23 protein-coding genes and 1 pseudogene are annotated in these 26,609 nt (G+C 70.3%); 13 read left to right on the plus strand and 11 right to left on the minus strand.

Annotated features, from left to right (window positions below; all coding sequences use genetic code 11):
• Positions 1-137: 137 nt before the first annotated feature.
• From ACWC21_RS34945 to ACWC21_RS34965, 5 genes are all read left to right on the plus strand, one after another.
• Complete coding sequence (locus ACWC21_RS34945; protein WP_450887860.1) at positions 138-446, plus strand: hypothetical protein; 309 nt, start codon at positions 138-140, stop codon at positions 444-446.
• A 170-nt stretch (positions 447-616) separates the two neighbouring features.
• On the plus strand, positions 617-1,789 hold the full coding sequence (locus ACWC21_RS34950; RefSeq protein ID WP_450887862.1) for a histidine kinase: 1,173 nt from the start codon (positions 617-619) through the stop codon (positions 1,787-1,789).
• Positions 1,786-2,445, plus strand: coding sequence for a response regulator (locus ACWC21_RS34955; RefSeq protein ID WP_450887863.1), 660 nt, complete (start codon positions 1,786-1,788; stop codon positions 2,443-2,445). The genes ACWC21_RS34950 and ACWC21_RS34955 overlap by 4 nt, the downstream gene beginning before the upstream one ends.
• A 197-nt stretch (positions 2,446-2,642) precedes the next feature.
• Positions 2,643-4,208, plus strand: a complete 1,566-nt coding sequence (locus ACWC21_RS34960) for a carboxylesterase/lipase family protein (RefSeq protein ID WP_450887906.1) — start codon at positions 2,643-2,645, stop codon at positions 4,206-4,208.
• 200 nt (positions 4,209-4,408) lie between these two features.
• Positions 4,409-5,074, plus strand: a complete 666-nt coding sequence (locus ACWC21_RS34965) for a hypothetical protein (protein ID WP_450887865.1) — start codon at positions 4,409-4,411, stop codon at positions 5,072-5,074.
• Positions 5,075-5,173: 99 nt separating this feature from the next.
• On the opposite strand, the gene dctA is transcribed toward ACWC21_RS34965, so the two are convergent.
• Together dctA and ACWC21_RS34975 are read right to left on the minus strand one after the other, a co-directional pair.
• On the minus strand, positions 5,174-6,634 hold the full coding sequence (gene dctA, locus ACWC21_RS34970) for a C4-dicarboxylate transporter DctA (RefSeq protein WP_450887867.1): 1,461 nt from the start codon (positions 6,632-6,634) through the stop codon (positions 5,174-5,176).
• Entirely contained in the window at positions 6,631-7,749 is a 1,119-nt protein-coding gene (locus ACWC21_RS34975; protein ID WP_450887869.1) for a PrpF domain-containing protein, read from the minus strand. Before ACWC21_RS34975 ends, dctA begins: the two co-directional genes overlap by 4 nt.
• A gap of 130 nt (positions 7,750-7,879) precedes the next feature.
• Between ACWC21_RS34975 and ACWC21_RS34980 the strand changes: the two genes are divergently transcribed.
• On the plus strand, positions 7,880-8,788 hold the full coding sequence (locus ACWC21_RS34980) for a LysR family transcriptional regulator (RefSeq protein WP_450887871.1): 909 nt from the start codon (positions 7,880-7,882) through the stop codon (positions 8,786-8,788).
• On the opposite strand, the gene ACWC21_RS34985 is transcribed toward ACWC21_RS34980, so the two are convergent.
• From ACWC21_RS34985 to ACWC21_RS34995, 3 genes are all read right to left on the minus strand, one after another.
• Entirely contained in the window at positions 8,721-9,446 is a 726-nt protein-coding gene (locus tag ACWC21_RS34985; protein WP_450887873.1) for a GyrI-like domain-containing protein, read from the minus strand. The genes ACWC21_RS34980 and ACWC21_RS34985 overlap by 68 nt on opposite strands.
• Entirely contained in the window at positions 9,436-10,470 is a 1,035-nt protein-coding gene (locus tag ACWC21_RS34990; RefSeq protein WP_450887875.1) for a helix-turn-helix transcriptional regulator, read from the minus strand. The genes ACWC21_RS34985 and ACWC21_RS34990 overlap by 11 nt, the downstream gene beginning before the upstream one ends.
• A gap of 178 nt (positions 10,471-10,648) precedes the next feature.
• On the minus strand, positions 10,649-11,155 hold the full coding sequence (locus ACWC21_RS34995; RefSeq protein WP_450887877.1) for an RICIN domain-containing protein: 507 nt from the start codon (positions 11,153-11,155) through the stop codon (positions 10,649-10,651).
• Positions 11,156-11,666: 511 nt separating this feature from the next.
• On the opposite strand from ACWC21_RS34995, the gene ACWC21_RS35000 reads away from it, so the two are divergent.
• Together ACWC21_RS35000 and ACWC21_RS35005 are read left to right on the plus strand one after the other, a co-directional pair.
• A complete protein-coding gene (locus ACWC21_RS35000; RefSeq protein ID WP_450887879.1) occupies positions 11,667-14,336 on the plus strand; it encodes a LuxR C-terminal-related transcriptional regulator in 2,670 nt (889 codons plus the stop codon).
• Between the two features lie 209 nt (positions 14,337-14,545).
• Entirely contained in the window at positions 14,546-15,085 is a 540-nt protein-coding gene (locus ACWC21_RS35005) for an isochorismatase family cysteine hydrolase (RefSeq protein ID WP_450887880.1), read from the plus strand.
• A gap of 134 nt (positions 15,086-15,219) precedes the next feature.
• Here the strand turns inward: ACWC21_RS35005 and ACWC21_RS35010 are convergent, their stop codons facing one another.
• Positions 15,220-15,984, minus strand: a complete 765-nt coding sequence (locus ACWC21_RS35010) for a hypothetical protein (RefSeq protein ID WP_450887882.1) — start codon at positions 15,982-15,984, stop codon at positions 15,220-15,222.
• Between the two features lie 587 nt (positions 15,985-16,571).
• Between ACWC21_RS35010 and ACWC21_RS35015 the strand changes: the two genes are divergently transcribed.
• On the plus strand, positions 16,572-18,233 hold the full coding sequence (locus ACWC21_RS35015; RefSeq protein ID WP_450887884.1) for a trypsin-like serine peptidase: 1,662 nt from the start codon (positions 16,572-16,574) through the stop codon (positions 18,231-18,233).
• 238 nt (positions 18,234-18,471) lie between these two features.
• On the opposite strand, the gene ACWC21_RS35020 is transcribed toward ACWC21_RS35015, so the two are convergent.
• The 3 genes from ACWC21_RS35020 to ACWC21_RS35030 all read right to left on the minus strand — a co-directional run bounded on the left by ACWC21_RS35020 (position 18,472) and on the right by ACWC21_RS35030 (position 20,905).
• Complete coding sequence (locus ACWC21_RS35020; RefSeq protein WP_450887886.1) at positions 18,472-19,266, minus strand: SDR family oxidoreductase; 795 nt, start codon at positions 19,264-19,266, stop codon at positions 18,472-18,474.
• A 136-nt stretch (positions 19,267-19,402) separates the two neighbouring features.
• A complete protein-coding gene (locus ACWC21_RS35025) occupies positions 19,403-20,032 on the minus strand; it encodes a methyltransferase domain-containing protein (protein WP_450887888.1) in 630 nt (209 codons plus the stop codon).
• A gap of 111 nt (positions 20,033-20,143) precedes the next feature.
• Positions 20,144-20,905: an ATP-binding cassette domain-containing protein gene (locus ACWC21_RS35030; protein WP_450887890.1), complete on the minus strand. Its 762-nt coding sequence runs from the start codon at positions 20,903-20,905 to the stop codon at positions 20,144-20,146.
• A 186-nt stretch (positions 20,906-21,091) separates the two neighbouring features.
• Between ACWC21_RS35030 and ACWC21_RS35035 the strand changes: the two genes are divergently transcribed.
• A complete protein-coding gene (locus ACWC21_RS35035; protein ID WP_450887892.1) occupies positions 21,092-22,132 on the plus strand; it encodes a substrate-binding domain-containing protein in 1,041 nt (346 codons plus the stop codon).
• Between the two features lie 39 nt (positions 22,133-22,171).
• Positions 22,172-23,182, plus strand: a complete 1,011-nt coding sequence (locus ACWC21_RS35040) for an ABC transporter permease (RefSeq protein WP_450887894.1) — start codon at positions 22,172-22,174, stop codon at positions 23,180-23,182.
• A 172-nt stretch (positions 23,183-23,354) separates the two neighbouring features.
• On the opposite strand, the gene ACWC21_RS35045 is transcribed toward ACWC21_RS35040, so the two are convergent.
• Positions 23,355-24,332: a quinone oxidoreductase family protein gene (locus ACWC21_RS35045; protein ID WP_450887896.1), complete on the minus strand. Its 978-nt coding sequence runs from the start codon at positions 24,330-24,332 to the stop codon at positions 23,355-23,357.
• A gap of 145 nt (positions 24,333-24,477) precedes the next feature.
• On the opposite strand from ACWC21_RS35045, the gene ACWC21_RS35050 reads away from it, so the two are divergent.
• Complete coding sequence (locus tag ACWC21_RS35050) at positions 24,478-24,822, plus strand: ArsR/SmtB family transcription factor (RefSeq protein ID WP_450887898.1); 345 nt, start codon at positions 24,478-24,480, stop codon at positions 24,820-24,822.
• A 400-nt stretch (positions 24,823-25,222) separates the two neighbouring features.
• The gene (locus tag ACWC21_RS35055) at positions 25,223-26,203 is read left to right on the plus strand and encodes a bacteriocin fulvocin C-related protein (protein WP_450887900.1); all 981 of its coding nucleotides are present in this window, start codon (positions 25,223-25,225) and stop codon (positions 26,201-26,203) included.
• Positions 26,204-26,289: 86 nt separating this feature from the next.
• Here the strand turns inward: ACWC21_RS35055 and ACWC21_RS35060 are convergent.
• A pseudogene (locus ACWC21_RS35060) lies at positions 26,290-26,418 on the minus strand (TetR/AcrR family transcriptional regulator); the annotation flags it as partial.
• Positions 26,419-26,609: the final 191 nt, after the last annotated feature.

Here is a 26,609-nt window from a genome sequence, read left to right on the forward strand (position 1 = left end):
GTCACTGACCAGTGCCGCGGGGGCACTTCACCGCGCCCTCCGGCCCCCCTCAGGTACAGAACGACACTCAGGATCACGCGCCCTGGTCGCCGCATGCTTCGCCGGGGGGTTGCCCGGCCCGATGGAGGGAGACGCCCATGTCACGGGACGAGATCGCGAAGAGCCGCTTCGCCCGCTGGCTGCTGGACCGTGCCCGGGACGCCGGGTACGACCCGGCCACGCAGGACATGGAGGCGAGGATCCTCCTTCTGGCAGCCATCGCTTTGTCCGGCGGCCTGGACGACGCGACCACAGCGAGTGTGGCGGAAGGGCTCGCCGTGACGCCGCAGGAGCTGACCGAGGCGTACATCCACGAGATGCGGCAGTGCCTCCTCGACGAACTCCTGGGGCACCCGGACCTGGCGCGGCTGGACCGGCAGCTCGATGTGATCGCCCACGCCGACTGAGCGGCGGCAGAACCCGTCCCGGGGCGTGCCGCGGGCCGACGTCGCGAAGGGTGACCGCCGGTTGCCGGTCCTGGCACCGCATCCGACGTCCCGCTGCCGTCGGCCGCCACCGTCCACGACGTTCGTCTCCATCTCCCGAACGACCGGGCCCGCGCCGATAGGGTCGGTGCGTGGACCGAAGCAGCAGGGGGCCGGAAGACGCGTTCGGAGGGGAAGGGCAGGGCGTGGTGTCGCCCAGGGAGACCCGGGCGCTGTGGTGGGGGTCGGCCGGTGTGGTGCTCGCTGTCCTCGGCACCTCGGTGCTCGCCGCGGGTACTCAGCACGGCCGACGGCTGCCCCTGGCCGTGGCCCTGGTCCTCGCGCAGGCCTGCGCCCTGAGGTGGCAGACGCGTGCCCCGGTTGCCGTGCTGATCGTGAACGCGGTGACGGGGCTCGTGGTGTGGGCACTGCTGCCCGCGGTGACCCTGACGGGGGCGCTGCTCGCGGCGCAGGTCGGACTGTGTGTGGTGTCGGCCACCAGGCCGTGGCGGGTGGGGGTGTCCGCGCTCGCGGCGATGTGTCTGCCGGCGCTGCCGGCGTTCGCGGTCGGTGGCGGCGCGGGTCTGACGGTCTATCTGCTGGCGGTGGTCCTGGCCTGGACCGCGGGGCAGTGGCGCAGGGCCCAGCAGGCACGGACGAGGGCGGAGACGCGCCGGGCCGTGATGGAGGAGCGAGCGCGGATCGCGCGCGAGGTACACGATGTCGTGGCGCACACCTTGTCGGTGATGGTCATTCAGGCGGGTGCTGCCGAGGACGTGTTCACCCAACGGCCAGAACAGGCCCGTCAGGCGCTGCGGGCCATCGAGACGGGAGCCCGCTCGGCGCTCGGCGAGCTGCGGCTGCTGCTGCGAGCCTTCCGGCTGGAGGCGGGGGAGGGCGGGGCCGATGAGCAGGAGGGGGAGCCGGGACCCTCGCTGGCGCACCTGGACGAGTTGGCCGACACGGTGCGCGCGACCGGAATGACCGTGCACGTGCACCGCGAGGGCGCCGCCGACGGGTTGCCGGCGGCGGTGGACCTGGCGGCGTACCGGATCGTCCAGGAGGCCCTCACCAACACACTGCGCCATGCGGTCGGCGCCGACGAGGTGAGCGTGCGTGTGACGTGCGAAGGGGAGTGGATGCAGGTCACCGTCAAGGACAACGGGCGCCAGCCGCTGCGCAGTTCGTCCTCGGCGGGTGCGGGGCGCGGCATCGTGGGGATGACGGAGCGGGCCCGGCTCGTGGGCGGCGGCCTGCGCGCCGGTCCGCTGCCCGGAGGCGGGTTCGAGGTGGCGGCACGGCTTCCTGTGGAGTGCGCGTCATGACGCTGCGTGTGGTGGTCGCCGATGACCAGACCCTGGTCCGTACCGGATTCCGCATGATCATCGACGCCCGGGACGACCTCGAGGTGGTCGGCGAGGCGTCCGACGGCCGGGAGGCGGTGCGGCTGGTGCGGGAACTGGCGCCCGACGTCGTGCTGATGGACGTACGCATGCCTGTTGTGGACGGCATCGAGGCGACCCGGCGGATCGTGGAATGCGGCAGTCGGGCCCGGGTGCTCGTACTGACCACCTGGGACGTCGACGCACACGTGGTCGCCGCCCTGCGGGCCGGGGCGAGTGGTTTCCTGCTGAAGGACATGCGCCCCGCGGAACTCGTCGACGCGATCCGCCTCACCGCGCACGGCGACGCGCTGCTGGCGCCGACCGTGCTGAGCCGCGTCCTCGACCAATTCCTGCGCAGCACGCCCGAGCATTCGCCGCCGCCCTCCCTGCAGGCCCTCTCCGGCCGCGAGCGGGAGGTGCTCACACTGATCGGGCAGGCGCTGTCCAACGCGGAGATCGCCGCCCGGCTGCGCCTGTCGGAGGCCACCGTCAAGAACCATGTCACCGCGGTGCTGCGCAAACTCGGCCTGCGCGACCGTGTCCAGGCCGTCGTCGCCGCCTACGATCACGGCCTCGTGCGGCCGCGCCGTCCCTGACGGCACCTGCTCCTCCTCAAGGAGGAGACCGGGCCGCAGTCCTCCTGCGTTCCCAGTGCCGGTCCGTTCCCGCGGCCGATCCCTCGCGCGGCCACCGGCCATAGCGTCGAGGTGTGTCCCAAGACCTGCCCGGCCTCATGCACCTGCTCCGTGATCGCCGTACGGGCCGGCGTGGGCGGCAGTCACCGGAGGAGATGATGAGCATGCACCGCGCCCTGACCACCCTGGGCTGTGCCCTGGCCGCTGTCCTCGCGACGGCCTGGTCCGCAGCGCCACCGACGGAGCCCGCCCGGCCGGGCGCCACTACGACGGTACGCACCCACGACGGCCTGGTGCGAGGCGTCGCCCATGACGGCTACCGCACCTTCGAGGGCGTCCCCTACGCGGCGCCACCGGTCGGCAGGCTGCGCTGGGCGCCGCCCCACCGTGCGGCCCCCTGGCCCGGGGTACGGGACGCCACCCGGCCCGCGAGCGCCTGCCCGCAGCCGGCCGGCGAGGTACCTGGCGGCAGCACCGATGAGGACTGTCTCCACCTGAACGTCACGACGCCCGACGGCAGAGGACCGGCACGCCCCCGGCCGGTGATCGTGTGGCTGCACGGCGGTGGCTTCACCACCGGAGCGGGCAGTTCCTACGACGCCCAGCGCATGGCCACCCGCGGTGACGTCGTGGTCGTCACCGTCGACTACCGCCTCGGGGCCCTCGGTTTCCTCGCGCACAGCGGGCTGCCCGGTTCCGGCACCTTCGGCCTGGCCGACCAGCAGGCGGCGCTGCGCTGGGTCCGCGCAGAGATCGGCGCCTTCGGCGGCGACGCGCACAACGTGACGCTGGCCGGCGAGTCGGCAGGCGGCTACAGCGTCTGCGCCCAGCTCGTCTCGCCGACCGCCAAGGGTCTCTTCGACCGGGCGATCATCGAGAGCGGCCCGTGCACGGGGCGCCCCGACCGGCCCTTCGCCCCGTCCTCCGTCCCTGTGTCCACCGCGCGCGCCTCCGGCTCGGACCTCGCGGCAAAGGTCGGCTGCGGCTCCGCCCCCGACGTCCCGGCCTGCCTGCGAGGCGTAGCCGTATCCCGTCTGCTCGCGGCCCAGGACACCGATCAACAGCCCGCGTACACCACCCCGTTGCTCCCCAGCGACCCCGCGGTGGCGATCGCCGCCGGCCGCTTTCACCGCGTCCCCGTGCTCATCGGCAACAACCACGACGAGGGAAACGGCTGGGCCGCCGGAATTGTCCGGGCCGGCCATCCCGTCACCCACGACACCTGGCCCGACGTCGTCGCCACCTTCTTCCCGTCCCCGCGGCAGGCGAAGGCGATCGTCCGCGAGTACCCGGTGCACCGCACCGACGGCGGCCCGGTGTTCGGCGCGGTCATCGGCGACGCGAACTTCGCCTGCCCGACGGTGCGCACCGACGACCTGCTCGCCGCCCATGTACCGGTCTGGCGCTACGAGTTCGCCGACGAACACGCCCCTCCGCTCACCTCGGGCACGCCGCCGTTCCCGCTCGGCGCGCCGCACGCGAGTGAACTGCCCTACCTGTTCGACCTGGGCGGCCGCCCCCGTGAGCTGACCGCCGCACAGCACCGGCTGGCCGACAGCATGACCGGGTACTGGACCCGCTTCGCCCGCGACGCCGACCCGAACGGTGCCTCGTCGCCGCACTGGTCCCGGCGGACGGTGTTGTCCCTGGCGCCGGACCACATCGTCCCCACCGGCGCGGCGCCGCTGCGCCACCACTGCGCGTTCTGGGACACCGTCAGGTGACCATGGAGACGACGCACGGGCCGGCGCAGATCGATGGCGCCCACAGCGGCAGCCGTTCCCGGCAGGGGTGTCGGCAGGGCCACCTCCCGTCCGGTGCCCAGACCCAGCGACGAGAAGCCGCGGGCGCGGCAGTATTCACCACGCCGAACCATCACCGAACCAACGAGGCACCCACCACACGGAACCCCAGGGGGAGAGCCATGAACGAAACCGTCGCCAGGCGTCTGACAGGCCTCGCCGGCATCGCCACCGCGGTCGCCTTCATCGTCGAAGTACCCCTGTACTTCGTCTACTCCGGTCCGCCGCCGGACTTCAACGTCCTCGCCAGGCTGCTGATCGGGATCCTTGCCCTGGCGTTCCTGATCGTCTTCGTGACGGCCTTCCGCGAACTGGTCACAGCGGCGAACCCCGCCTACGAATGGGTGGGCACGATGGCCTTCGCCACCGGACTGGTCTACGCGACGATCACCCTGGTCTCCAGCGGTCTGGAAGCCGGTGCGGTCATCGCCGCCGACCACCCGGTCGACCCGACCATCACGGTCAGCGGCACCTACATCCTCTACGGGTCGATCGACCGGCTCATGCTCGGGCTGTTCCTGACCGCCGTGGGCTATGGAATCTCCCGTACGGACCTGCTGCCGCGCTGGACCGGCCGCTCCGCCTTCGTCCTGGCGGGGGTCAACCTGGTCTTCGTGCCGTCCCTGTTCTTCGGCAACACCCCCGCACACTTCTACGCAGCCAACGGCTGGGGTACCACCGCCCTGATGGGCGCGGTTTTCAGCTACTGGATGCTCGCCCTTGGCATCTCCGCCTACCGCAGCGCCACACGGTACGCGCTCGCCGACTCACCGGCTCCGCAGCACTGACGCCGCCCGCGGCTGCCGTCGTCCGCCACGCCCTCTGACAAAGGGATGCCGCAGCCGACCGGGCCGGTCCGGAGCACAGGCCCCGGACCGGCCGGGGCGTCAGCCCGCGGTGGGTACGGGGTCGCGGTCCGATCCAGCCCTCGCCTTCGCGTCCGCCGCCTCGGTCTCATCGGGACTCGCGGCGGGTGCGGGGCCGACCTGCGGTGCGTGACCGGCCTGCGGCTCGGGGGCGCGGTCGGCCTCGGGGGAGGAAGTGTAGGGGATCTCGCCGTTCAGGACGGCCCTGGCGCGCTTCTCGTCGAGCTGGCCCTCCCACTTGGCCACCGCGAGCGTGGCGACGCCGTTGCCGACCACGCTGGTCAGGGCGCGGGCCTCGGACATGAAGCGGTCGATGCCGAAGATGAGGGCCAGTGCGGCGACGGGGACGTGTGGTACGGCGCTGAGGGTGGCGGCCAGGGCGATGAAGCCGGAGCCGGTGACACCGGCGGCGCCCTTGGAGGTGAGCAGCATGACGGCGAGCATCGACAACTGCTGGGTGAGGCTCAGGTCGACACCGAGGGCCTGGGCGAGGAAGACCGCGCCCATGGTCAGATAGATCGCGGTGCCGTCGAGGTTGAAGGAGTATCCGGCGGGCAGTGTGATGCCGACGACGGGCTTGGAGGCGCCCGCGTGGTGCAGTTTGGCCATCATGCGCGGCAGTACCGGCTCGCTGGACGAGGTGCCCAGGACGATCAGCAGCTCCTCCTTGATGTAGCGGAGGAAGGGCAGCAGGCGCAGCCCGTTGACGCGCATGACCGTGCCGAGGACGACCAGGACGAAGAGCAGCGCGCTGAGCCAGAAGGAGCCGACCAGCAGGAAGAGGTGACGCAGGGTGTCCAGGCCGTAGTTGCCGATGGTGAAGGCCATCGAACCGAAGGCACCGATGGGGGCCAGCCGCATGATCCAGCGGATGAGCTTGAACAGGATCACGGAGAGCTTCTCGATGCCCTGGGTGATCCCCGCACCCGCATCGCCGCCGGCGTTCAGACCGAAGCCGAACAGCACCGAGACCAGCAGCACGGGCAGGATCTCGTGCCCGGTCAGCGCGCTGAGCAGGGTGTCCGGGATCATGGCGAGCAGGAAAGCGGAGACGCTCTCGTGGCCCGCGGTCGCCTCGGGCGGCAGCCCCTTGGCCGACAGGGTCGAGGGGTCGACGTGCAGCCCGCTGCCGGGCTGGACGACGTTCACGACGACCAGTCCGATCAGCATGGCGACGGTCGTCAGGACCTCGAAGTAGACCAGCGCCTTGAGACTGACTCGGCCGACGGCGCGCGCGTTGCCCATCGAGGCGATGCCGTGCACGACGGTGCAGAAGATGACGGGCGCGATCATCATGCGGACCAGTGCGATGAACCCGTCGCCCAGGGGTTTGAGATCGGCTCCGAAGGACGGCCACAACCAGCCGACGGCGGCTCCGGCGAGGACGCCGACCAGGCACTGGACATAGAGCAGGGACAGCAGTCGGCGCAGGCGGCCGGGTGGAGTGGTGACGGTGCCCGGGGCGGCGTCGTTGCGGCTCATGCGGGGCGTCCTTCCAGGACGGGAACGAGGAGTTCGGCTCGTGCGATGCGGCGGGCGGCGCGGTGCAGCAGCACCGTGGGTGAGGTTCCTTCCGCTGCGGGGACGGTCCGGGCGGTGATGACACCGGCCGGTGTGCCCAGGCGCAGCGTCCCGTCGGCGGTCTGCCGGGCGACGCGGTGGGCGAGGGTGCCGGGGATGGTGGCTGCGGTGGCCAGGGCGACGGCGGAGGTGAGGCCGATCGCCGGGTGGGGTGCGTGCATGGAGACCATGCGGACGCCCAGGTCGTACTCGTCGTCTCCGACCGGGGTGCCGTCAGTGGTGCGGTACGCGACAGGACGGGCGACCACTCCGACCTTCGGGACGGCGTGGCTGACGGGGTCGGTCTCCTGGGCCAGTCCCATGGCCAGGGCGGCCTGTCGGCGCAGCACGGTGAGGGCGGGCACCGCCTCGGCGAAGCCGGCGAGGGACTCGGTACCGTCGAGTCCGAATGCCTTGGCCTCGAACAGCGCCGCCGGGGCGCCGGCGTCGACCAGGGACGCCTCGACGGTGCCGGTGGGGCCGGTCAGCGTGTCCAGAGGGTGGCCGGTCGGCAGGGCCCGGCCGGTCGACGTACCCGCGGGGTCCTCGAAGCCGAGGAGCACCGGCACCCCGAGCGCGGCGGTGCCCGGCACCCGGGCGGTTCCGGCGTCGGGGGCGGTCCGCCCCGGGGTGGGGATGGTGCCGGTGAGGCGGGCCCCGGTGTTCACATTGAGCATGCGCACCGTGGTGGAGTCCGACGCGATCGGCACCAGGCCGTTGTGGACGGCGTACAGGGCGACAGCGGTGGCGCAGTTGCCGCAGTTGCTGGTCCACTCCACGCGCTCGTCACCGATGCCGACCTGCGCGAAGGCGTACTCGACGTCGATGTCCGGCTCCGCCGACATACGGACGATCGCGGCCTTGGACGTGGTGGAGGAGGCACCGCCGACGCCATCGATCTGACGGGGGTCGGCGGCGTTGTAGGCGGCGAGCAACAGGGTGTCGGTGTCCACGCCGGTCGCGACCACGGCGTGGTGGTCGAAGATCCAGCACTTGCTGGTTCCTCCGCGGATCATCTCGCCCTGCAGACGCAACACAACAGACTCCTCATGGAAACCCCGACGGCACTTCCGCGGGACGCGATCCACACTGGCTGCGGGGAGCATGAAGTACAATCTCGGAAATCTGCAGGGGTATTAAGCTCTGATTAACGCTGGAGGTGGCGCGGTGCTCGACGTCCGGCGCATCCTGCTCTTCACCGAGGTCGCCCGCCGGGGCTCGGTCACCGCCACCGCGCGAGCCCTCAACTACACGCCATCGGCGGTGTCCCAGCAGGTCAGCCGTCTGGAGGCAGAGGCCGGGCAGCCGTTGCTGGAACGTCATGCGCGGGGTGTCACGGTCACCGACGCGGGACGCGCCCTGGCCGAGCGCGGGGAGCGGATCGAGCGCGAACTGACGGCCGCTGAGAACGAGTTGGCCGACTTCGCCGGGCTGCGTGCCGGCACCCTCCGGGTCGGCACCTTCCCCACCGTCGGCGCCTCCCTGCTTCCCCGGGCCGTGATCGCCTTCCGGGAAGCCCACCCCGACGTGCGGCTGACGGTGCGCAGCGCCCGTATCGCGGGTCTGTGGGCCATGTTGGAGAACCGTGAAATTGAAATGTCCCTGATGTGGGACTATGACTGGAACCGTATAGACCGCGAGGACATCGTGGTCACTTCACTCGTCGACGATCCCCCGGCCCTCCTGGTCCGTGAGGCTCATCCTCTCTCGGGGCGCCGCTCGGCCGCCCTGGCCGACTTCGCGAACGATCCCTGGATCACCCGCGCCGACAACCATCCGGTCGCCGAGGCACTCGCCCGCAGCTGTCACGCGGCCGGTTTCGAGCCTCAGATCGCCTACGAGGCCCACGACTACCAGGAGGCCCAGGCCATGGTCGCCGCCGGAATCGGCGTGGCCCTCGCCCCCGCCCTCGCCCTGGAAGGCATCCGTGCCGGCGTCAGTGTCCTGCCCCTCCAGCCCCCCGCCCCCGTGCGCCGCATCCTCCTGGTCCGCATGAGCGACCACGTCCTCACCCGCGCCGCCCAGGCGTTCGCGGGCTTCCTGCGCGACAGCGCCGCCGCCGGCACGTCGTCATGACCTGCCCGCGCACACGGCCACCACGCGCAGCGCCGTGACCCATTACGATCAGCGCAGCCGGCACCCCTCCGGACCTTTCCACGGGCTGCCGCAGAACCGTCCTGAGCTTGGCGGGGGCGGTCCTGCGCGGGTCGCTGAGGTATATCTCATGGTGCAGCCCCGACTCCCGCAAGTTGTTGGCGGGGAGGTAATCGTGGTGCAGCCCGGTGAGGATCGGGGTCTCGGCGTCGTATGGGCCGATGTGGAGCACCTGGGCGCTGGTGTCCTCGTGCAGTGTCTCTGACCGGACGTCCGGAATGGCGGGATGCCTCTTCTCCGTCAGGGCGATGTGCTTGGCATGTTCGATCATGGCGTCGGCGATCCAGTCGGGGTTGACCAGCAGTCTCCATCGCCAGTTGTCCTTGCGCCTGGCCAGGAAGTCGTCCATGTCGTCCGCCCACCACAGTCCCTCGAGTGGGCTCACGACGAAGTCCTTGTCGAGGTCGCCTTCGCTCGCGAACGTTGCGGTATGGGCGACCGCGTAGAGTGCCTCGACCGCGTGACGGTACGCCTCGCTGGTGTTCGGGTCGCCGTGCCCGTGAGCCGGTGCTTGACGTCGTACTTGGCGGTCATGCCGGTGAGCTCCGGTGCGTGAGGTCTTCCCGGCATCATCGCGCAAGGCTGGCGATGAGTTCCTCGCGGCTGTTGACTCCGGTCTTTCGGTAGATGACCTTGAAGTGATCGTTGACGGTGTGCAAGGAAAGGTTCAGGCTGCGGGCGATCTGCTTGGCGGCCAGTCCGTCGAGCGCCCGCCTGATAACCGCCTGCTCCCTCGCGGTGATCCCGTACAGGACGGCTGCGGCGGGTAACAGCACGTCGGAAGACGCGGATTGGATGGTCACCGCCACACCTCCGGGGCCTGGTTCGTCGAGCGGTTGCGCCTGCAGCACGATCCACCCGTCAGGGCCGGGGATACGGCTCAGCGCTTGACGCCCCGGCTGACGGGCCGCGAGGGCGATATTCCAGACGTGCGCGAATATCTCGTCCTCGTCGGCCGTCACATTCTCCGGCACGAGCCTTCGCACCCACTCACGGCCGGTTGTGGTCACGGCTCTGATGGTGTCGTTGCTGTCGATCAAAACAACGCCTGGCGCGGGTGCGCTGCGGACGGGACGCAGGAACCGGCCGGCGACGTACTGTCTCAGCGTGCCGGCCAAGGGGATGGAGAGCCGCCCGGCGTTCACGGCGTCGGCCGTCGAGAAGGGCTTGCTGCCTTTCTCTCTCAGCAGCACCAGCAACCCCCACGCCATCCCGCCGAGCGTCAGTGCGACCCGCATCTCACTGCCGACTCCGGTCACGTTCATGATGTCTTCGTGCTGGACGCTGTGTCCTCTGTCCGGTGCGTGGGCTTCGAGGACTGCGACGGGACGCGCGCTTCTGACCAGACGGGCTACGGTGTGCCGCTCGTCGCCGAGGATTTCCTCGGTTTCCAGTGCACGGTAGAAGGCGGCTGCGTAACCGTGTTCCTTGGCCAGGAAGCACGCGGCGCCCGTGAGCGGGTCAACTCCTCTCAGCATGTATCCGTCGTGCGGCACGAGGCGCGCGATGTGCCGTGAAATCACCATGCCCAGTTCGGGAACGCTGGCCGCCTCCGCTGTTGCTGAGGGCAATGTACGGGAGATCACTTCCAGGTCCGGATTCATGGAAGGAGTGTGGATCGGCGCACCTTGCCGAGCCCGAGGTTTCGTCACGTTGGCCGACAGCCGGTGCTGAGTGGCGCGTATCCAACCTCCATGAAAAGAACCGGAATTGGACGGTTCGATTCCCGTCCTCGCCGAAAGCGCCTCTGCGGACCGCGTACCGCGGCGTTGCCGTCAGAGGTTACTGCTGCTGCCACCAGTCGTACTGGTCGGAGGTGTCGCATTCCAGGGTCCGCGGGATCGTGTGGTTGGCCACGCTCGGAGTGGTCAGGCACAGACTGCTTTCCGCACTCTGCCACACCGCCACGGGCGGGTTCCCGGGCCCCGTGGCGTAGGTGTGCCAGAGCTGGACGGCCCGGGTGCTCGCGACCGGGTCGCAGGGCGTCAACGTGATCGCCCCCGACGCGAGTCCCGAGGGTGCGGTGATGCACCTTCCGGTCTGCTGGTTGATGAATCGATACTGGCCGTTTCCCCAGTACTCTGTGAGCCACTGCTCGTCGGAGCCGCTGTCGCAATTCCACATCTGGAGTCGCGCGGCGTTGTTGACGTCGCTGTCGAGGCAGTGACTGGAGTTCCAGACGCGTATGTTGGTGGCTCCCGCGGCGTGGGCGGGCGCGCCGGCCAGCGCGATGGCCGTCGTCGTCAGAGCGGCGGTGACGAGCGACATCAGAGTCCGTCGTGCGGTCATGAGTCGACTCCCTTTCCTGGAGGAGCGGTTGCTGTCACGTGCCGTGCGTGTTCACGGAGTTCGCACGGTACATTCCGTCCGGCCGGAAGCTTCCATTCGGCTCACTTTGCGCGGAGGACATATGACTGGAGGCCTGGTCTGTGCGGACCTGGCAAACAGGAACTCGTCATCATTTCCCCCTGAACACTGCCTGCAATGCGCTTCCGTGCGGAGCGTGCACCGAGATGCGGAGCACACCCTGGACAATGCCCTGGCCGGGAAATCATGTGAATCCCCCGAAAATTGGGGGATTGACAACACGTCGACGGCGCGGCCCGGGGCGACGCGGTGCCCGGCGACCCGCCCGGGCAGAGCGCGTTGCCGCTCGACCGCGCCAGGTAGGTGGTGCGTGTCGCTCCGCCCCTCCATGGCCCGCTGCCGGAGGAAGCCATTAACCTGCCGTTTCATGACCGATGACTTGCGGGGGCCCATACCGCCCTCCGCCCGCCGAGGGCCCAGCGGGGCACGTACCTTGATCGGACGTGAGACCGAACTGCAGGAGCTGGTGGCAGCCCTGGCCGGCCTGGAGGAGGGGGCGGGGCGGGCGGTGGCGTTGGTCGGGGACCCGGGCATCGGCAAGAGCGCCCTCATGGGGGCGGTCGCGGCCGAGGCGCGAGCCGCCGGAATACCGGTATGCGCAGCTCGTGGACGGGCCGTCACCGCGCCCGCCCACGCAGCCGCCCCGTCCCCGCAGGACCTTCGCGACGTCGCCGCCCGTGCGGCCGGGGGCGGCCCCCTCCTGGCCGTGGTGGAGGACTTCCATCTCCTGGCCGCCGACCAGCTCCCGCACATGGAGCAACTGCTCCAGGCGACCACGGGCGGTCAGGTGCTGTGCCTCATCGGCTGTCGACAGCGTCAACTGTCCGCGGCGGCGGCGGAGATGCTCTCGCGGACCGCGTCCGGTGGTCTGCTGGAGGTCTGGGAACTGGGGCCGCTGACCCGCGAGCAGGCCGCGGAGCTGCTTGGAGACCATCCGGGCATGCCCGAGATCTACCAGGAGACCATGGGCAATCCGCAGTACCTGAAGGTGCTGGGAGCTCACGACCGGACCGGTGCCGAGGCCGTCACGGCAGTTCTGGGGGAGCTGGCTGGTCTCGATACCGAAACCCTGGCTCTGCTGCAGGCCGCGGCCGTTCTGGGCGAATCGTTTCACCCGGAACTGCTGGCCGCGGTCGCCGGGCAGGACGCGGCCGTCACCATGCGCGTACTGGACACCCTCACCCGCCTCGACCTGGTCCGGCCCGCCGAGCCCGCTCCGCATCTGGCGGTGCGCCACCGAGCGGTGAGCGAGGTCGTCTACCAACGGCTCGAGCCCAGTCGGCGCACCGACCTGCATCGCCGGGCCGACGCCGCGCTGGCCGAGCAGGCCGCTCCTGTCTCGAGGCGGGTTCGTCATGTCGCCGGTGCCGCCGATCCGAGCCGTCCGGAGCATGTGACGATCCTGATCGCCGCGGCGCGCAGCGTCCTGTACAGCTCGCCTGCCGCCGCGGCCGGCTATCTGAAAGCGGCGCTGCCGCTGCTCCGCGAGGGCCAGGAGCACTGGCACGAGGCGCAGGTCCTCCTCGCTCGCGCCCGCCTGCTGACCGGAGACGCCTCAGAGGGCAGACAGCTTCTCGACGCCCTGCGGTCGGCCATGCCCGGCCGTCCCGACGAGGTGACCGCGCTCGTCGACTCGAGCCGGCTCGAACGACGCCTCGGCAGATACAGCGAGGCGGGTGCCCTGGCACGTTCCGGTCTCGCGGTGCTGGCCGACCAGGACGCGGCGATCGCCGCCGCCCTGCACACCGAACTGTCCGACCACGCCTATGACCTGCAGGAGTACGAGACCTCCCGCGAGCACGCCGACACGGCCGCGGCGATCGCCCAGCGGCACCGGGACCACGTCGGTGAGGCGCGTGCCCTGGCACAGGCCGCGCTCGGGTACCTGTTCACGGGTGACGTGGCCACGGCACAGGCGCGGGCGGCTACCGCGGCCGGACTCATCGACTCCTCCTCCGACACCTTTTTGCTCACCCACCTGGACGCCTCGGTGCAGGTGGGACTGACCGAAGGAATGCTGGGAAGGCTGCTGGACGCGGACCGGCACCTGACGCGTGCGGCGACCCTGTCGAGGCGGACCGGACAGACGTACATCGAGCCGCAAATTCTGGCGGTGCTCGCCAACGCCCGGCTGCGCTCGGGAAACCTGGACGGCGCACTGGCCGTCCTCGACGAGAGCACCCTCCGTGGTGAACGGGTCGTCGGCCCCGCGGAGGAGGCCGTGGCCGCCATGGTCCGGGCCGAGATCCTCTTCTGGCGCGACGGTCCGGGCGATCGGCAAGGGGCGGAGGCCTCTGCCGCACATGCCCTCGCTGTCTCCGGCGGAACACCGACCCCGTGGGCGGTCGCCGTCCGGTGCTTCCACGCCGAGTTCGTCCTGCGCACCGGCGATCCGGAGCGGGCCCGATGGCTCCTGCTGGAGAGCGGCGGCGGCACCGACTTGTCCAGGCTCACCGCCTGGCGCAAGCCCCGCTGGTGCGACACCTTGGCGCAGGCGTCACTCGCCATGGGTGCCCGGGCGTCGGTGGAGCAGTACGCCCAGCTCGCCGAGCGATGCGTCGCACAGCTCCCCTCTCCCGGCCGGAAGGGCTTCGCCCTGCGCGCTCGCATGCGAGCCCACGCCGCGCGTGGGGAGACCGCGGCGGCGGTGGAGAAGGCGGTGGAAGCGTTCTCCGACTTCTCCCTCAGCGGTGAACGCATCGAAGCCTGCGTCACACTCCTCGCGGCGGCCGCGCTCTCCCTGGACGCGGGACGAACGCAGGACGTGGCCGACTGGCTGGCCGGTGCCGCGGTACTGGCCGACCAGTGCCGCTCCGCCCGCCTGATCGGTGACGTGAGCCGTCTGCGGTCCCGGCTCGCCGATCACACCGGTACCACCGGCGTACTGCCCTCGCTGACCGCGCGTGAACGTGAGATCGCCACCCTCGCCAGCACCGGCATGACCAACGCCGGCATCGCCGCCGCACTGGTCCTCAGCGTGCGGACCGTGGAGACCCATCTGAGACAGGTCTACCGCAAGCTCGGTGTCTCGAATCGGGCCGCGCTCACCCGCAGGATGCTGGACGACGCCGCTTCTCGAGCCCGGGAGCCGGATGCCGTCTGAGGCCCGAGCGGAGGGCGGCGGCGCCGTGGAGGTGTACCGGTCCACGGGCCGCACTGATGCCGGGACCGGGCGCGTCGAGCCCGGCTTCCACCAAGCGGCCTCTTCCGCGAGGGTGCCCGCTCGACGCGGGCGCGGACACCCCCGGTGGACATGCCTGCCCTGGCAGTGCGCGATAGGCTGACCGCGTTGGGAAGGGTTCTACGGAGATCATGGACAAGACCGCACTGATCGTCATCGACATGATCAACACATACGACCACCCCGATGTCGATCTGCTGCTGCCCTCGGTGACCGAGGTGGTCCCGCGGGTCGTCTCGCTGCTGGAGCGGGCCCGGGAGAGCGACGCGCCGGTCATCTACGTCAATGACAACTTCGGAGAATGGCGCTCGCACCACGGCGAACTGCTGGAGAAGGCGCTCGCCGGACCGCACGCCTCTCTCGTCGAACCGCTGCGACCCGACGGATCCTCGCTCTTCATCGTCAAGGCCCGCCACTCGATCTTCTACGAGACGCCGCTCGGCTACCTCCTCTCCCAGCAGGGCATCGACCATCTCGTCCTGTGCGGCCAGGTCACCGAGCAGTGTGTGCTCTACTCGGCGCTGGACGCACACATCCGCCACCTCGACGTGACGGTCCCGCGTGACGCGGTGGCGCACATCCACCGAGATCTGGCGAACGCGGCGCTGTCCATGATGGAGCGCAACATGAGCGCCCGGGTCTGCTCGAGCGACGAACTGTGGCCGCGCTAGTGCGCCGACCGGGAACGCTCTTCGGGTTGCTCGTCGTGCCCGTTCGTCGAGCCTCCTGATCACCCGCCGTGGAGCCCGGCGGCGACGTGTCCGCTGCGCACGATCAGGATGTCCCGCTCGTCGCCGCGCGGCGTTCATACGGACTTCGGACGGCGGGACCGGGTCCGTAGGACGAGTGCCGCACCTGCTGCTGCCGCGAGAAGCACGCCGCCCCCTGTCCAGGCCACCACGGAGCGGGAGGCCCCGGCGGAGTGCGCCGCACGTGGGGAACAGGCGCCCGCCCGTGTGCCGGGGGCGATGCGCAGCCGGGCCCACGGTTTGTCCGGGCCGGTCTGGTCCACGTCATGCCGGTAGACGATGTAACGGCCCGGTCGGGCATCGCACTTGAGGGTCGTTGTGGCGGTCAGGACAGCCCGTGCGCCGCGCAGAGTGGGCCGGTCGGTGAACGCGCCCGAAGTGAGAGTGACGTACCCGTCCTTGCCCTCGTCGTCGTTGTCGGTGATCGTGATGCGACTGCCGGCCTTGAACGTCCGCACGTCCCAAGGCGACTGGGGCCAGGTGTCGTTGGCCGGCCAGCGTTCCTCCCGGTTCGGTGGGGGCATCTTCCTCACCTTGTCCCGGCAGGCGCGGCGCGCTGCCTCGTCGGCCGGTTCGACGCGCAACCGCGCCCATGGGGCCGGATGACCGGCCGGGCCCTCGAGGCCGGCCCCGCTCCGCGTGACCGGGTACGTGCCGGGCCGGGCGTCACAGGCGACGGTGACGGTGGCCGTCAGCAGGGGCGCCATCATGCGCAGCCGCGCGGCAGCAAGGAACGCCGGCGAGTTGACGGTGTCGCCGTACGCCGCCTGTCCGCTCTTGGCCGTGACCGTGAGCGTGTCGCCCGGGTGGACCGACCGCACGCTGTGGAGCGCCAGCGGTGGCGCCGACGACGAGGCTGATGCCGGCCCGGCTGCCAGGAGAGGCAGCAGGAGTGGCAGAGCCGCCGCCCTCGCAGCCATGCGGAGTCGGTCCATCACTTCGCCTGCCTATCTGTCTATTTCACTTCATGTCATGAATTACTCGGTAGTACGCTACCGACCTTCATGCCGAACTTGGGCGTGGCTCCGAGAACTTCGGTGCCGTTCGACTTCGGCCCTCACCAAGACGGAAAGACATCCCATTGCGTTCCAGACACATATGGGTTCCGGCCCTCGCGCTCGCCCTGTCCGCGGGCATACTCGGCACCGGCCCTGCAACTGCTGCGACCGGCACTTCCCTCCCGTCGGCCGCCGCCGCACCGACTCCTCCCACCGCGCGGTCCGAACCGCCGTCGGAGACACCGGCATCCCCGGTGTCGTCGCCGGTCGCGGGAACGGCCGAGCCGACCGCCTCGCCCGTATCGCCGGCGTCGGCCACGACCACGGAGCCATCCGCACCGACCGCGTCACCGACCTCGTCGCAAGGACCGAGCCTCGGTGAGGAGGAGAAGTACTGGACCGCCGACCGCATGGACGACGCCGTTCCGGTGGACGCCGCCGCGGTCCCGGCTCCCGCAGCACTGCGGGGCGCGGCCGCCGCGCACCGTCCGCCGCCGTCGGGCACACCGGACCCCGAGAGCTTCGACGGCCACCCGATGGTCGGCACGTTCTTCTTCGACGGCACCCCCTTGGGGGGCAAGAGCTCGTACTGCACGGGCAGCGTCGTGCACACGGCCGCCAAGGACATCGTCCTGACCGCCGGGCACTGCGGCCGTGGCCTGGACGCAGCCAAGCACCGCATCTTCGTTCCGCAGTACCGCAGTGGCAAGTCCGCCACCGAACAGCCGCACGGCGTCTTTCCGGTCACCCAGATGTACATCGATCCGCGCTACGCGGCGAACACCAAAGCGCCCACCTCGGACCTGGATCTGGCCTTCGCATGGGTCGGCTCCAACAGCCGGGGCGAGGTCGAGGACGTCACGGGAGCGCTGACGTTCACCCCCACCTCGAGTTACACCCACAAGGTCACCGTCATCGGCTATCCCAGCAGCGCCGACGTCAACCCCAAGCACGAGCCGATTCGCTGCCCCGTGACCACGTCCCGGCTCCCCGGCTTCCGGCAGATGCGCATGACCTGCAAAGGCTTCTACGGCGGCGTCTCCGGCGGCCCGTGGATCGAGGACTACGATCGCACCACCGGCACCGGCAAGGTCATCGGGAACACGGGCGGATACAACGGCGGAGGCAATGACGCCAACGACGACTGGGTGACGTACGCGCCGATTTACGGCAAGGACGCCCAGGACCTGTTCAACGACGCCGCCGCGCACCGGTCTGTGGGCAGCAAGCCGCCGTACCAGCCGGCCACGGACAGCCCCTGGCTGCCCGGCTCGGCACCCACTTGGCAGCACGCCAAGCTGCTGGCGTCGGGCGACTTCCGGCAGACCGGGCACAGCGACATGATCGTCGTCTGGACCGACGGAGAGGTCACCCTCTACCCCGGCAACGGCAACGGCGGCTACGGCAGTGAACGGCAGCTGCTGGCCCCCAACACCACCTGGACCCACGCGGCGACCATCACCGCCGGCGACTTCACCGGCTCCGAGCAGTTCGACCTGCTGGTGCGCTGGTCGGACGGTGAGGTCACGCTCTACGGCGACGTGGGCTCCAAGGGGCTGAACTGGGAAGGCACCCAGATGATCAAACCCAACGACCTCTGGAAGGACGCGGTCCAGATCGCGGCGGGCCGTTTCAACGCCTCGCAGTACGTCACCGACCTGATCGTGCGCTGGACCGACGGCGAACTGTCCCTCTACACCAACGTCAGTGCTGGCACCTTCGGCCAGGAGCACAAGCTCAAGTCCCCCAACGACACGTGGAGGGACGCCACACTCCTCACCAGCGGTGAGTTCTCCGGCAACCAGAAGTGGGACCTGATGGTGCGCTGGACCGACGGCGAGCTCGACAACTACGTCGGTACCACCACGTCGGGCCTCGGTACCGAGCAGCGCATCCTGGACCCCAACGAACTCTGGACCCACGACGCGGCGATGACGACCGGCGACTACACCGGGAACGGACTCACCGACGATCTCGTCATCCGCTGGTCCGACGGTGAGACCACCATGTACACGGACACGCTCGCCAACCGGCTGGGCACCGAGCACATGCTCGTCGCCCCGACCTCCTGACCTTCACCGGAACCCCCTCGGCCGGCACGGGACGAGCCCGCGCCGGCCGAGGGGACCGGCCGCGATCCAGCCCATCGGGCGTTCGGCGGAGGACGGCAGACGGCGCGGCGCGCAGGCGACTCGAACGGACGATGGTGACCCGGCGGCCAGGAGAGACAGGGACCTTGTCAGGGCGACGAACCTGAGGGCCGTATCCCGGCCGGGTCGTCGGGACGCCCCGGGTCGTCACTACGGACCGTCATTCTTCCCGGGCGTCGTCCGGGGCCCCGATCCAGCGGCTCGCCTCCACGTCGGCGGACGTGTCCCGCACCAGGGTCGGTGCGATCACCAGCTCCTCGACGACCGTCCGCTGCGGGAGAGTGGCGCACAGCAGGACGGCTTGGGCCACGTCCTGCGGCTGCACCATGGAGGCCCGCGCTTCCTCTTCCGGCGGGACGGGACGGTCATCCAGGATCGGCGTGTTCACCTCACCGGGCAGGATGCAGGTGGCGCGGAGCAGATCGTTGCGGAAGGTGTTGCGCAGATAGGTCATGAAGTTGCGCACTCCCGCCTTCGCCGCACCGTACGGTGCTCCGCCGAGCAGGGTGGGCCGCATCGCGGCCAGCGAGGAAACGGTGATGACCGTGCCGCCGCCGCGCGCCAGCATGTCCGGGAGGACGGCCTGGGTGAGCAGGTACACCGCGTTGAGGTTGACGCCCATGACGGCGTTCCACTCGGCCTCGCTGAGCCAGCGGACGTCCAGCACCCTGCTCGCGCCGCCCGCGTTGTTGACCAGGATGTCGACGGGGCCCGCCACCTCCCTCGTCCACGCGACGAGTTCCCGGACCTCCCCGGCGTCCTCGACGTGCGTGGGGCGGGTGAAGGCCGTGCCACCGGCCTCCTCGACGACCGTGGCCACCTCCTCGAGGACGTGCGGCCGGCGTCCGACGAGGACCACTGTCGCACCCGCCTCGGCGAGCAGCAGCGCCGTCTCCCGGCCGATGCCCGTGCCCGCACCGGTGATCAGCGCGGTCTTTCCGTCGAGGAGTCCCATGGCCTTCATTCCTCCCAGCCGTGGGCGCGCCGCACGCCCTGGGACAAGGATGCCCTCGCGGAAACCGTCGGCGCCTTGGGTGACGCGTGATCTGTTCCGCTCGCACGGCGGCCGGTTGGAGGCGTTCCGGAACGCTCTAGTGGAGGCGGGCCAGCAAGTGGGCGTCGAGGAAGCCACGCTCGGACGCCGGGTCGTGGAGCAGCCGGGCGAACGTGTCGAGCCCGGCCCCGGCCAGCAACTCGGCGAACCGGTCCGCCGGCCAGCTGTAGGCGGGTGTCACCTTGTGGTCGAAGCGGACCGGATCCGGCCCGTCGGTCGCGAAGAACGAGACCAGGAGCAGGCCCCCCGGAGCCAGGACACGTACCTGCTCGGCGAGCAGCGCGGGCAGTTCCTCGGGCGGGGTGTGGATCATCGAGTAGTGGGCCAGAACGCCACCGAGCGCACCGTCCTCGACCGGCAGGGCCTCCATCCGCGCCTCGTCGAACCGCAGCGTCGGATGGGCCCTCCGGGCGTGGTCGACCATGGCGGGGGAGAGGTCGAGCCCGAAGGCGTCCAGCCCCAGATCGTGCAGCATGGCCGTCAGATGCCCAGGCCCGCACCCGACGTCGGCCGCGCGCAGGATCCCCGTCCCGCGCACCAGCTCGGCGAAGGTGCTGATCATGTTCCGTGAGAACGGATGCGTCTCCAGCCGATTGGCGAACAATGACGCGTAAAGCTCGACGACCCCGTCGTAGGCCGCCCTGGTCTCGTCCTGGTGCTCCACCACGGGAAGGGAAGCTAGCACCCTGACATGCTCCTGACCTTTCCGGGTCACCCCGCGGTCCGTACACCCGCGCCCCGGGCGACGTGCGGAGTCCCGCCGGTCGGGTCCCGCGGGTCAGGGGCTGCCCGAGGCGCCCGTGATGGAGGAGATGATCCGGTCCTGGGGTGTGGTGGGCACATGGAAGAAGCCGTTGTTGCAACCGAGCCGCAGCACCGACGCCCGGTCGGCCACGGCCTTGACGTCTCCCATGTTGTGGCTGATGAGGATGACCCCGATTCCCTGTTCGCGGAGCTCGTCGATCAGGTCGAGGACATGGCCGGCCTGCTGGATGCCGAGTGCAGCGGTGGGCTCGTCGAGCAGGACGGCCTTCGGTCTGCCCAGGAGCGCGCGGGAGATCGCGACCGTCTGCCGCTGGCCCGCCGACAGCGTGGCGACGGAGGCGCGCACGTTGGGGACGCGAATGCCCAGTGCGTCCAGTTGCCGGCGTGCCTCCTCCCGCATGCTGTTCTTGTCGATCTGCCGGAAGAGGCGGCCGAGGACACCGGGGCGTCTTCGCTCCCGGCCGAGGAAGAGGTTTTCGGCCACATCGAGGCCGTCACACAGCGCCAGGCTCTGGTACACGGTCGCGATACCGAGGTGCCGGGCAGCCTGAGGGGTCCTGATCTGCACCGCCCGGCCCTCCCACTCGATCACGCCGGTGTCGGCGGGTGTGACGCCCGCGATGACCTTGACGAGAGTGGACTTGCCGGCGCCGTTGTCGCCCAGAAGAGCGACGACCTCGCCCGGGTGGACTTCCAGCTCGACGTCGTTCAGTGCCTGCACGGCGCCGAACCGCTTGGAGATGCCACGCAGCGCGAGCAGTGGCGAACCGGTCACGCGTACCTCTCCCTTCTCGGTGTGGCGGCGCTGAGAGCGCGAGACCTCGGCGGAAAACCGAGCGGAAATCCGATCCGTAGTCAACGGTAGGTCAAAGCCCCCTTTCAGGGCCTTTCGGAATAATCTCGACACGTGACGCAGGGGTAAGGCTCGCGGGGCGTCGGACCGGCCGGAGGAGGCGTGATCATGACATACGACCGTTCGAGCCGACAGCGCGCGCCGCAGCGGCGTCTCCGACGGGGCGCGGCGCTCCTCATGGCGGGCGGTCTGCTCCTCGGCGCCGCCGGATGCGGCGGGGGGCAGGACCATGGCGGCGGCGCCGGGTCGCGGAAGGTCACGATCGGGCTGGTGACCAAGACCGAGACGAATCCGTACTTCGTGACCCTGCGCAAGGCCGCCACGGCGGCGGCGAAGAAGAACGGCGCCGACCTCATCGCCCTGGCCGGCCGGTTCGACGGGGACAACGAGGGCCAGGTCGCCGCGATGGAAAGCCTTATGTCCCGCGGTGTGAAGGGCATCCTCATCACCCCGTCGAACGGTACAGGGCTCCTGAGCACCATCGCCGAGGCCCGTCGGCAGGGCATCGTGGTGATCGCGCTGGACTCCACGACCGAGCCGCCGAGCGCCACGGACGCCACCTACGCCACGGACAACGTCAAGGCGGGACGCCTGCAGGGCGCCTATCTCAGGGCCGCTCTCGCCCACCGGCCGCCCAAGGTGTTCATGCTCGACGGAACGGACGACTCCACCGTCAGCCAGCAGCGCCACGACGGATTCCTCAAAGGCTTCGGCATCACGAACGACTCCCCGGCGATCCGTGGACAGGCGAACACGAACGGAGAACGCAACCCGGCACAGACCGCGACGGAGAACCTTCTGGAACGCACCAGTGACATCAACACGATTTACACGATCAACGAGCCCGTGGCGGGTGGCGCCTCGGCGGCCATCGCGGCCCGAGGCCTCACCCGCAAGGTGACCATCGGCTCCATCGACGGCGGGTGCGACGGCGTCCGCGACGTCCGGTCCGGCAAATACGCGGCCACGGTCATGCAGTTCCCGGTCACGATGGCCAGGCGCGGTGTCGACTCGATCGTCGAGTACGCCAGGACCGGGAAGAAGCCGCACCGGTTCACTGACACGGGCACCGTTCTCATCACCGACAAACCGGTGGACGGACTGGCGTCCCAGAATACGGACTGGGGGCTGAGGCATTGCTGGGGATGACGTACCGACGCCGAGCGGTCGAAGGGATCAGGACGGCCGATGAGAACACCTGTCACCAGCCCCCCGGACGGCAGTGAACCGCACGCCCGGCTCCGGGAGACACTCCGGTACACCCTGCGTACACCGGCCCTCGGACCGCTCACCGCTCTGCTCATCGCCGTAGTGGTCTTCTCGATCACCACGACGACCTTTCTTACGCCGCAGAATCTCTCGCTGGTGCTCCAGCAGTCCATCGTGATCGGCACGCTGGCTCTGGGCCAGTCCCTGATCATCCTCACCGCCGGCATCGACCTCTCGAACGGCGCCATCGCGGTCCTCGGCACGATCATCATGGCCAAACTCGCCTTCGAGGGCGGCAACCCCGCCGGGGCCCTGCTTCTCGGTCTGGCCGTGGCGACATTCCTGGGTCTGGTGAACGGCCTGCTCGTCGCCCGGCTGGGTCTGCCCCCCTTCATCGTGACACTGGGTGCCCTGACCGTCGTTTTCGCGGTGAGCAGGCTCTACTCCCATTCACGCAGCTATCCGGTGACGTCCGATCTGCTCCTGTTCTGGGGGTACGGCATCCAGCTCGGGGCGGTGCTCCTCACCTGGGGGACGTTCCTGCTCATCGGCCTCTACGTGTTATTCCGCTACGTCCTCGCCGACACCGCATGGGGCCGTCACATCTACGCCGTCGGCAACGCACCCGAGTCCGCCCGCCTGACCGGCATCAGCGTGTGGCGCACCGTCCTCTCGGTCTACGTCACCGCGGGGTTCCTCTACGGAATCGCCGCCTGGCAGGCCCTCGGCCGCATCGCCAACGCCGATCCGAACGCCTACCAGACGGCCAACCTCGAGAGCATCACCGCCGTCGTGCTCGGCGGCACCAGCCTGTTCGGTGGCCGGGGCAGCATCATCGGCACACTCATCGGAGCCCTCATCGTCAACGTGCTCCGCTCCGGTCTGACCCAGGCGGGCATCGACAGTCTCTACCAGGATGTCGCGACCGGGACGCTCGTCATCGTCGCGGTCGGCGTCGACCAGGTCCTCCGTAGAAGCGGCTCACGCTGACACCCGGTACCAGGGCTTGCCCGCCGTGCTTCCCGGCCCCGGTTTTCTGCGGGTACAGCCCCGGCGCAGGAGCAGACCGGCCGCCCGGACGTACTGCGGAGGAGACGTTGCGCAGCCGTGGCGCGCCAAGTCTCGCAGCCGGTGCAATCGGGGCAGGTGCCGCGGAGGCCTCTCAGTCGGCCACCCGCAGCAGCAGCTTGCCCGTCGACCTGCGCCCGCCCATGAGCCGGTGGGCCGCGGCCGCCTCCGCCAGCGGAAACTCCGCGGTGACCGGAAGGCTCACGGTGCCGTCGACGACGGTACGGAAGGACCGCTCGGCGAGTGCCCGCAGCGCCTCGGGCGCCGTCTGCGCCAGGGCCAGGATGGAGAAGCCCCCGACCGAACGACCCTGCCCGTAGAGCTCGGGCTGCCCGACCTGCCACGGCTCCTCTCCGCCGGCGTTGCCGAAGGAGACCAGGCGTCCGAAGACGGCGAGGGCGTCCAGGCCGCGGCGGAGAGTGCCGCCGCCGACCGGGTCGAGGACCAGGTCGACGCCCCTGCCCCCGGTGGCACGGCGGACGGCGTCGAGGAAGGTGTCGTTGGTGAACACCTCGTCGTAGCCGTGCTCGAGGGCGTGGTCGGCCTTGGCCGCGGACGAGACCACGCCGTACACGGCGCCGGCGCCCGCCGCCCGGGCCAGTTGTCCGGCGACCGTGCCGATGCCCCCAGCGGCGCCGTGCACCAGAACGCTCTCCCCGGCCCGCAGTCGTCCCACCTCGTGGAGGAGGGCGTGGGCGGTCGGCACGACGGTGGGGAGCGTGGCCCCGGTCCGCAGGTCCACGCCCTGGGGGAGGGGGAACACGGTGGCGCCCTCGGCGACGACGACCTCCGCGTAGGCGCCGCTGCTGACGAGCGCGGCGACCTCCTGCCCCGTGTGAAGCCCGCCGACGCCCGAGCCGACGGCCCGGATCCGTCCGGAGACCTCCAGGCCCGGGCGGAAGGGCAGTGACTCCACGCGGTAGCCCTCGGCGCGGGCCTTGAGGTCGGCGAAGTTCACGCCCGCGTAGGCGGCGTCGATGGTCACCTGGCCCGGCCCCGGCTCGGGGATGTCGGTCTGCACGATCTTCAGCACCCCGGGGGCGCCGTACTCCTGGAACTCGACTGCACGCATGAGGGGAACGCACCCTTCGACGACTGCCCGGACGAGTGTTCAATGAAAAGCGAACACTGTGACTGTAAGATATTCATCGAACACCAGGCAACGCCCGCTTTGCATTCGTGGCATCGCGGCAGGTGCGCACGGCGAGGAGGAGGACTTGTCGAACCAGGTCGAGGGCGGAAGCCATCGTGCCGCGCCGGTCCACGCCCATCCCGAGGACGTGTCCGTCCTCACCGCGCTGTCTGCACTGGCCGACCCCGTCCGCATCCAGCTGATCCGCGAGCTGGCGGGCTCTCCTGACTGGACCCGCAGCTGCGGCAGCTTCGACGTGCGCGTCGGCAAGGCCGCCAAGAGCCACCACTTCTCGGTACTGCGCGGCGCCGGCCTGGTCGAACAGCGCGACGAGGGACCCAGGCGGGTCAACCGCCTGCGACGCGAGGAGTTCGACGCGCGCTTCCCGGGGCTGCTCGACCTGGTCCTCCGCGCCGACGGCACTGATTGACACACCGGGTGCTCCGGCCGCGGGAAGTGACCGGTCCGGAGTGCGGACTCGCCGACCCGGCCGTGTGGTACTCGGCTCCCGGGGGCGGAACTCCGTGATCCCGGGATGCGGTGCTCCTCCGCGTGCCTCCTCGCCCCGGTACGCACGGCGACCGCACAGTCCTGCAGTGGTCGGACGCAGCGCTCTCACCTCGCCGTTCCCATTGTTCGCCGACCGGCCCCGATACCGGACAACACTTCCCCTTGGTTTTTTTCGGAGCCTCGCTACCGGTCAATGTCGTGGGCTGCTCGACTGGATGCGGATCGGGCCCGCGGAGGCAGCACCTGCGACGACCTTGCCCCGCCGCAGGACACAGGCCACGGGGCCGGCCCGGTCGGTTCGGCCTACCAGGAGGAAAAACGTGAAGCAGCCTGCTGTTCGCCCACAGACGCGCTGGATCCTCGCCTTCGACGCCACGTGTGCCACCTGCCGGCAGATCGCCGACACGGTGCAGCGTGCCGCCGGACGGGAACTGGAGATCCTTCCCCTGGACCATGCCGACCTCCGGGCATGGCGCCAACCGTCCGCCGCCCTGCGCAAGCCGATGCTCATCCAGCAGACGGGAGAGCGGGTCCGCACCTGGACCGGATCCGCGATGGTCCTGCCGCTCACGCGCCGGCTCGGTCTGCGGTCGACCGCGGCGGTACTGCGTGGGCTGGGACAGCTGCGGGAGGAAAGCGCCCGCCCCCTGCCCCCGCACGGCGCGGGCGGCCAGGCCGTGGGACGGTCGCAGTTCCTGCGCCTCGGCGCCGGCGCCGCGGTCGCGGCCGGGATCGTACTCTTCGGCAAAACACCGGCGTTCGCGGAGAACTCCTGCCGCACCGCCCTGGAGTGGGCCCGGCGCAACAAGGCCAACCTGCCCACGACCTACGACGAACTGACGCGGTACCCGGTGGTGTACCGGCGCGCCATCTACGGCGAGCTGAGCGACGCGTCCAGGAGCCGTCTGTGGCTCGAACACCTGAAGCGCTACCGCAGCAGCAGCCCCCGGATGTCGCTTCGTCAGTCCGCCGTGCACGAGCGCGCGGTGGCCTGGGCCTCGGTCCCCGCGCACTTCTCGGCCACCGGGGAATCTCCCGCCGCGCGCGAACTCAAGGAGCTGAGCAGCGCCGCCCGCGAGGCGTTCGACCGCCCGGACATGACAGCGATGCTCGGCACTCTCGGTCCGGCCGGGAGGAACTCCGCCGCCCGGGCCGAGGCAGCAGGCGCCTGCACCTGCACCGACGAGGATGACCTCTGCACGAACGCCACGCACTGCCAGTACGGACAAGGCGGATGCCAGATGTACCGGGGGTGCGGCGCGTTCTGGCAGTACGTCTGCAATGGCCTCTGCATCAACTGACCGCTTCGCGTGTCGAAGGCGGGCGCGTGTCCCGGTTGAGCAGCGCCCGGCTTGCCCGCTGCTCAACCGGCCCGCCGCGCGTCACCGGTCTCCTGTCCGGCCACCAGCAGCTCGCGTTTGTCGGGGAAGTGCCGGAAGAAGGTGCTCTTGGTGACTCCTGCGCACTCGGCGATCTGCGCGACCGTCGTGGCGCCGTACCCCTGCTCGGTGAACAGGCCGACGGCAGCAACGACGAGGCGTTCGCGTGCGCCAGGTTCCGTACGCCCCTGGTGCCCGGCCGCGCCTCCACCGAGGCCGACCCGATGATGACGGAGGGGCCGATCGGCGGCCGCGGTCGTACGGTCGCGTCGATCCTGGGCCTGGCCTCGCGCGGGGTCCGCAGCAGTGCCGTACGCCTGCCGCGCAC

The sequence above is a fragment of the Streptomyces sp. NPDC001348 genome, from assembly GCF_053597535.1.

Excerpts from the sequence above, each read along its gene's own strand:
- ACWC21_RS35040 (WP_450887894.1), top strand. The coding sequence starts at position 22,172 with ATGAGAACACCTGTCACCAGCCCCCCGGACGGCAGTGAACCGCACGCC.
- ACWC21_RS35035 (WP_450887892.1), top strand. The coding sequence starts at position 21,092 with ATGACATACGACCGTTCGAGCCGACAGCGCGCGCCGCAGCGGCGTCTC.
- ACWC21_RS34990 (WP_450887875.1), bottom strand. The coding sequence starts at position 10,470 with ATGAATCCGGACCTGGAAGTGATCTCCCGTACATTGCCCTCAGCAACA.
- ACWC21_RS35015 (WP_450887884.1), top strand. The coding sequence starts at position 16,572 with ATGGACGACGCCGTTCCGGTGGACGCCGCCGCGGTCCCGGCTCCCGCA.
- ACWC21_RS34995 (WP_450887877.1), bottom strand. The coding sequence starts at position 11,155 with ATGACCGCACGACGGACTCTGATGTCGCTCGTCACCGCCGCTCTGACG.
- ACWC21_RS34965 (WP_450887865.1), top strand. The coding sequence starts at position 4,409 with ATGAACGAAACCGTCGCCAGGCGTCTGACAGGCCTCGCCGGCATCGCC.
- ACWC21_RS35045 (WP_450887896.1), bottom strand. The coding sequence starts at position 24,332 with ATGCGTGCAGTCGAGTTCCAGGAGTACGGCGCCCCCGGGGTGCTGAAG.
- ACWC21_RS34955 (WP_450887863.1), top strand. The coding sequence starts at position 1,786 with ATGACGCTGCGTGTGGTGGTCGCCGATGACCAGACCCTGGTCCGTACC.
- dctA (WP_450887867.1), bottom strand. The coding sequence starts at position 6,634 with ATGAGCCGCAACGACGCCGCCCCGGGCACCGTCACCACTCCACCCGGC.
- ACWC21_RS34960 (WP_450887906.1), top strand. The coding sequence starts at position 2,643 with ATGAGCATGCACCGCGCCCTGACCACCCTGGGCTGTGCCCTGGCCGCT.
- ACWC21_RS34945 (WP_450887860.1), top strand. The coding sequence starts at position 138 with ATGTCACGGGACGAGATCGCGAAGAGCCGCTTCGCCCGCTGGCTGCTG.
- ACWC21_RS35005 (WP_450887880.1), top strand. The coding sequence starts at position 14,546 with ATGGACAAGACCGCACTGATCGTCATCGACATGATCAACACATACGAC.
- ACWC21_RS35020 (WP_450887886.1), bottom strand. The coding sequence starts at position 19,266 with ATGGGACTCCTCGACGGAAAGACCGCGCTGATCACCGGTGCGGGCACG.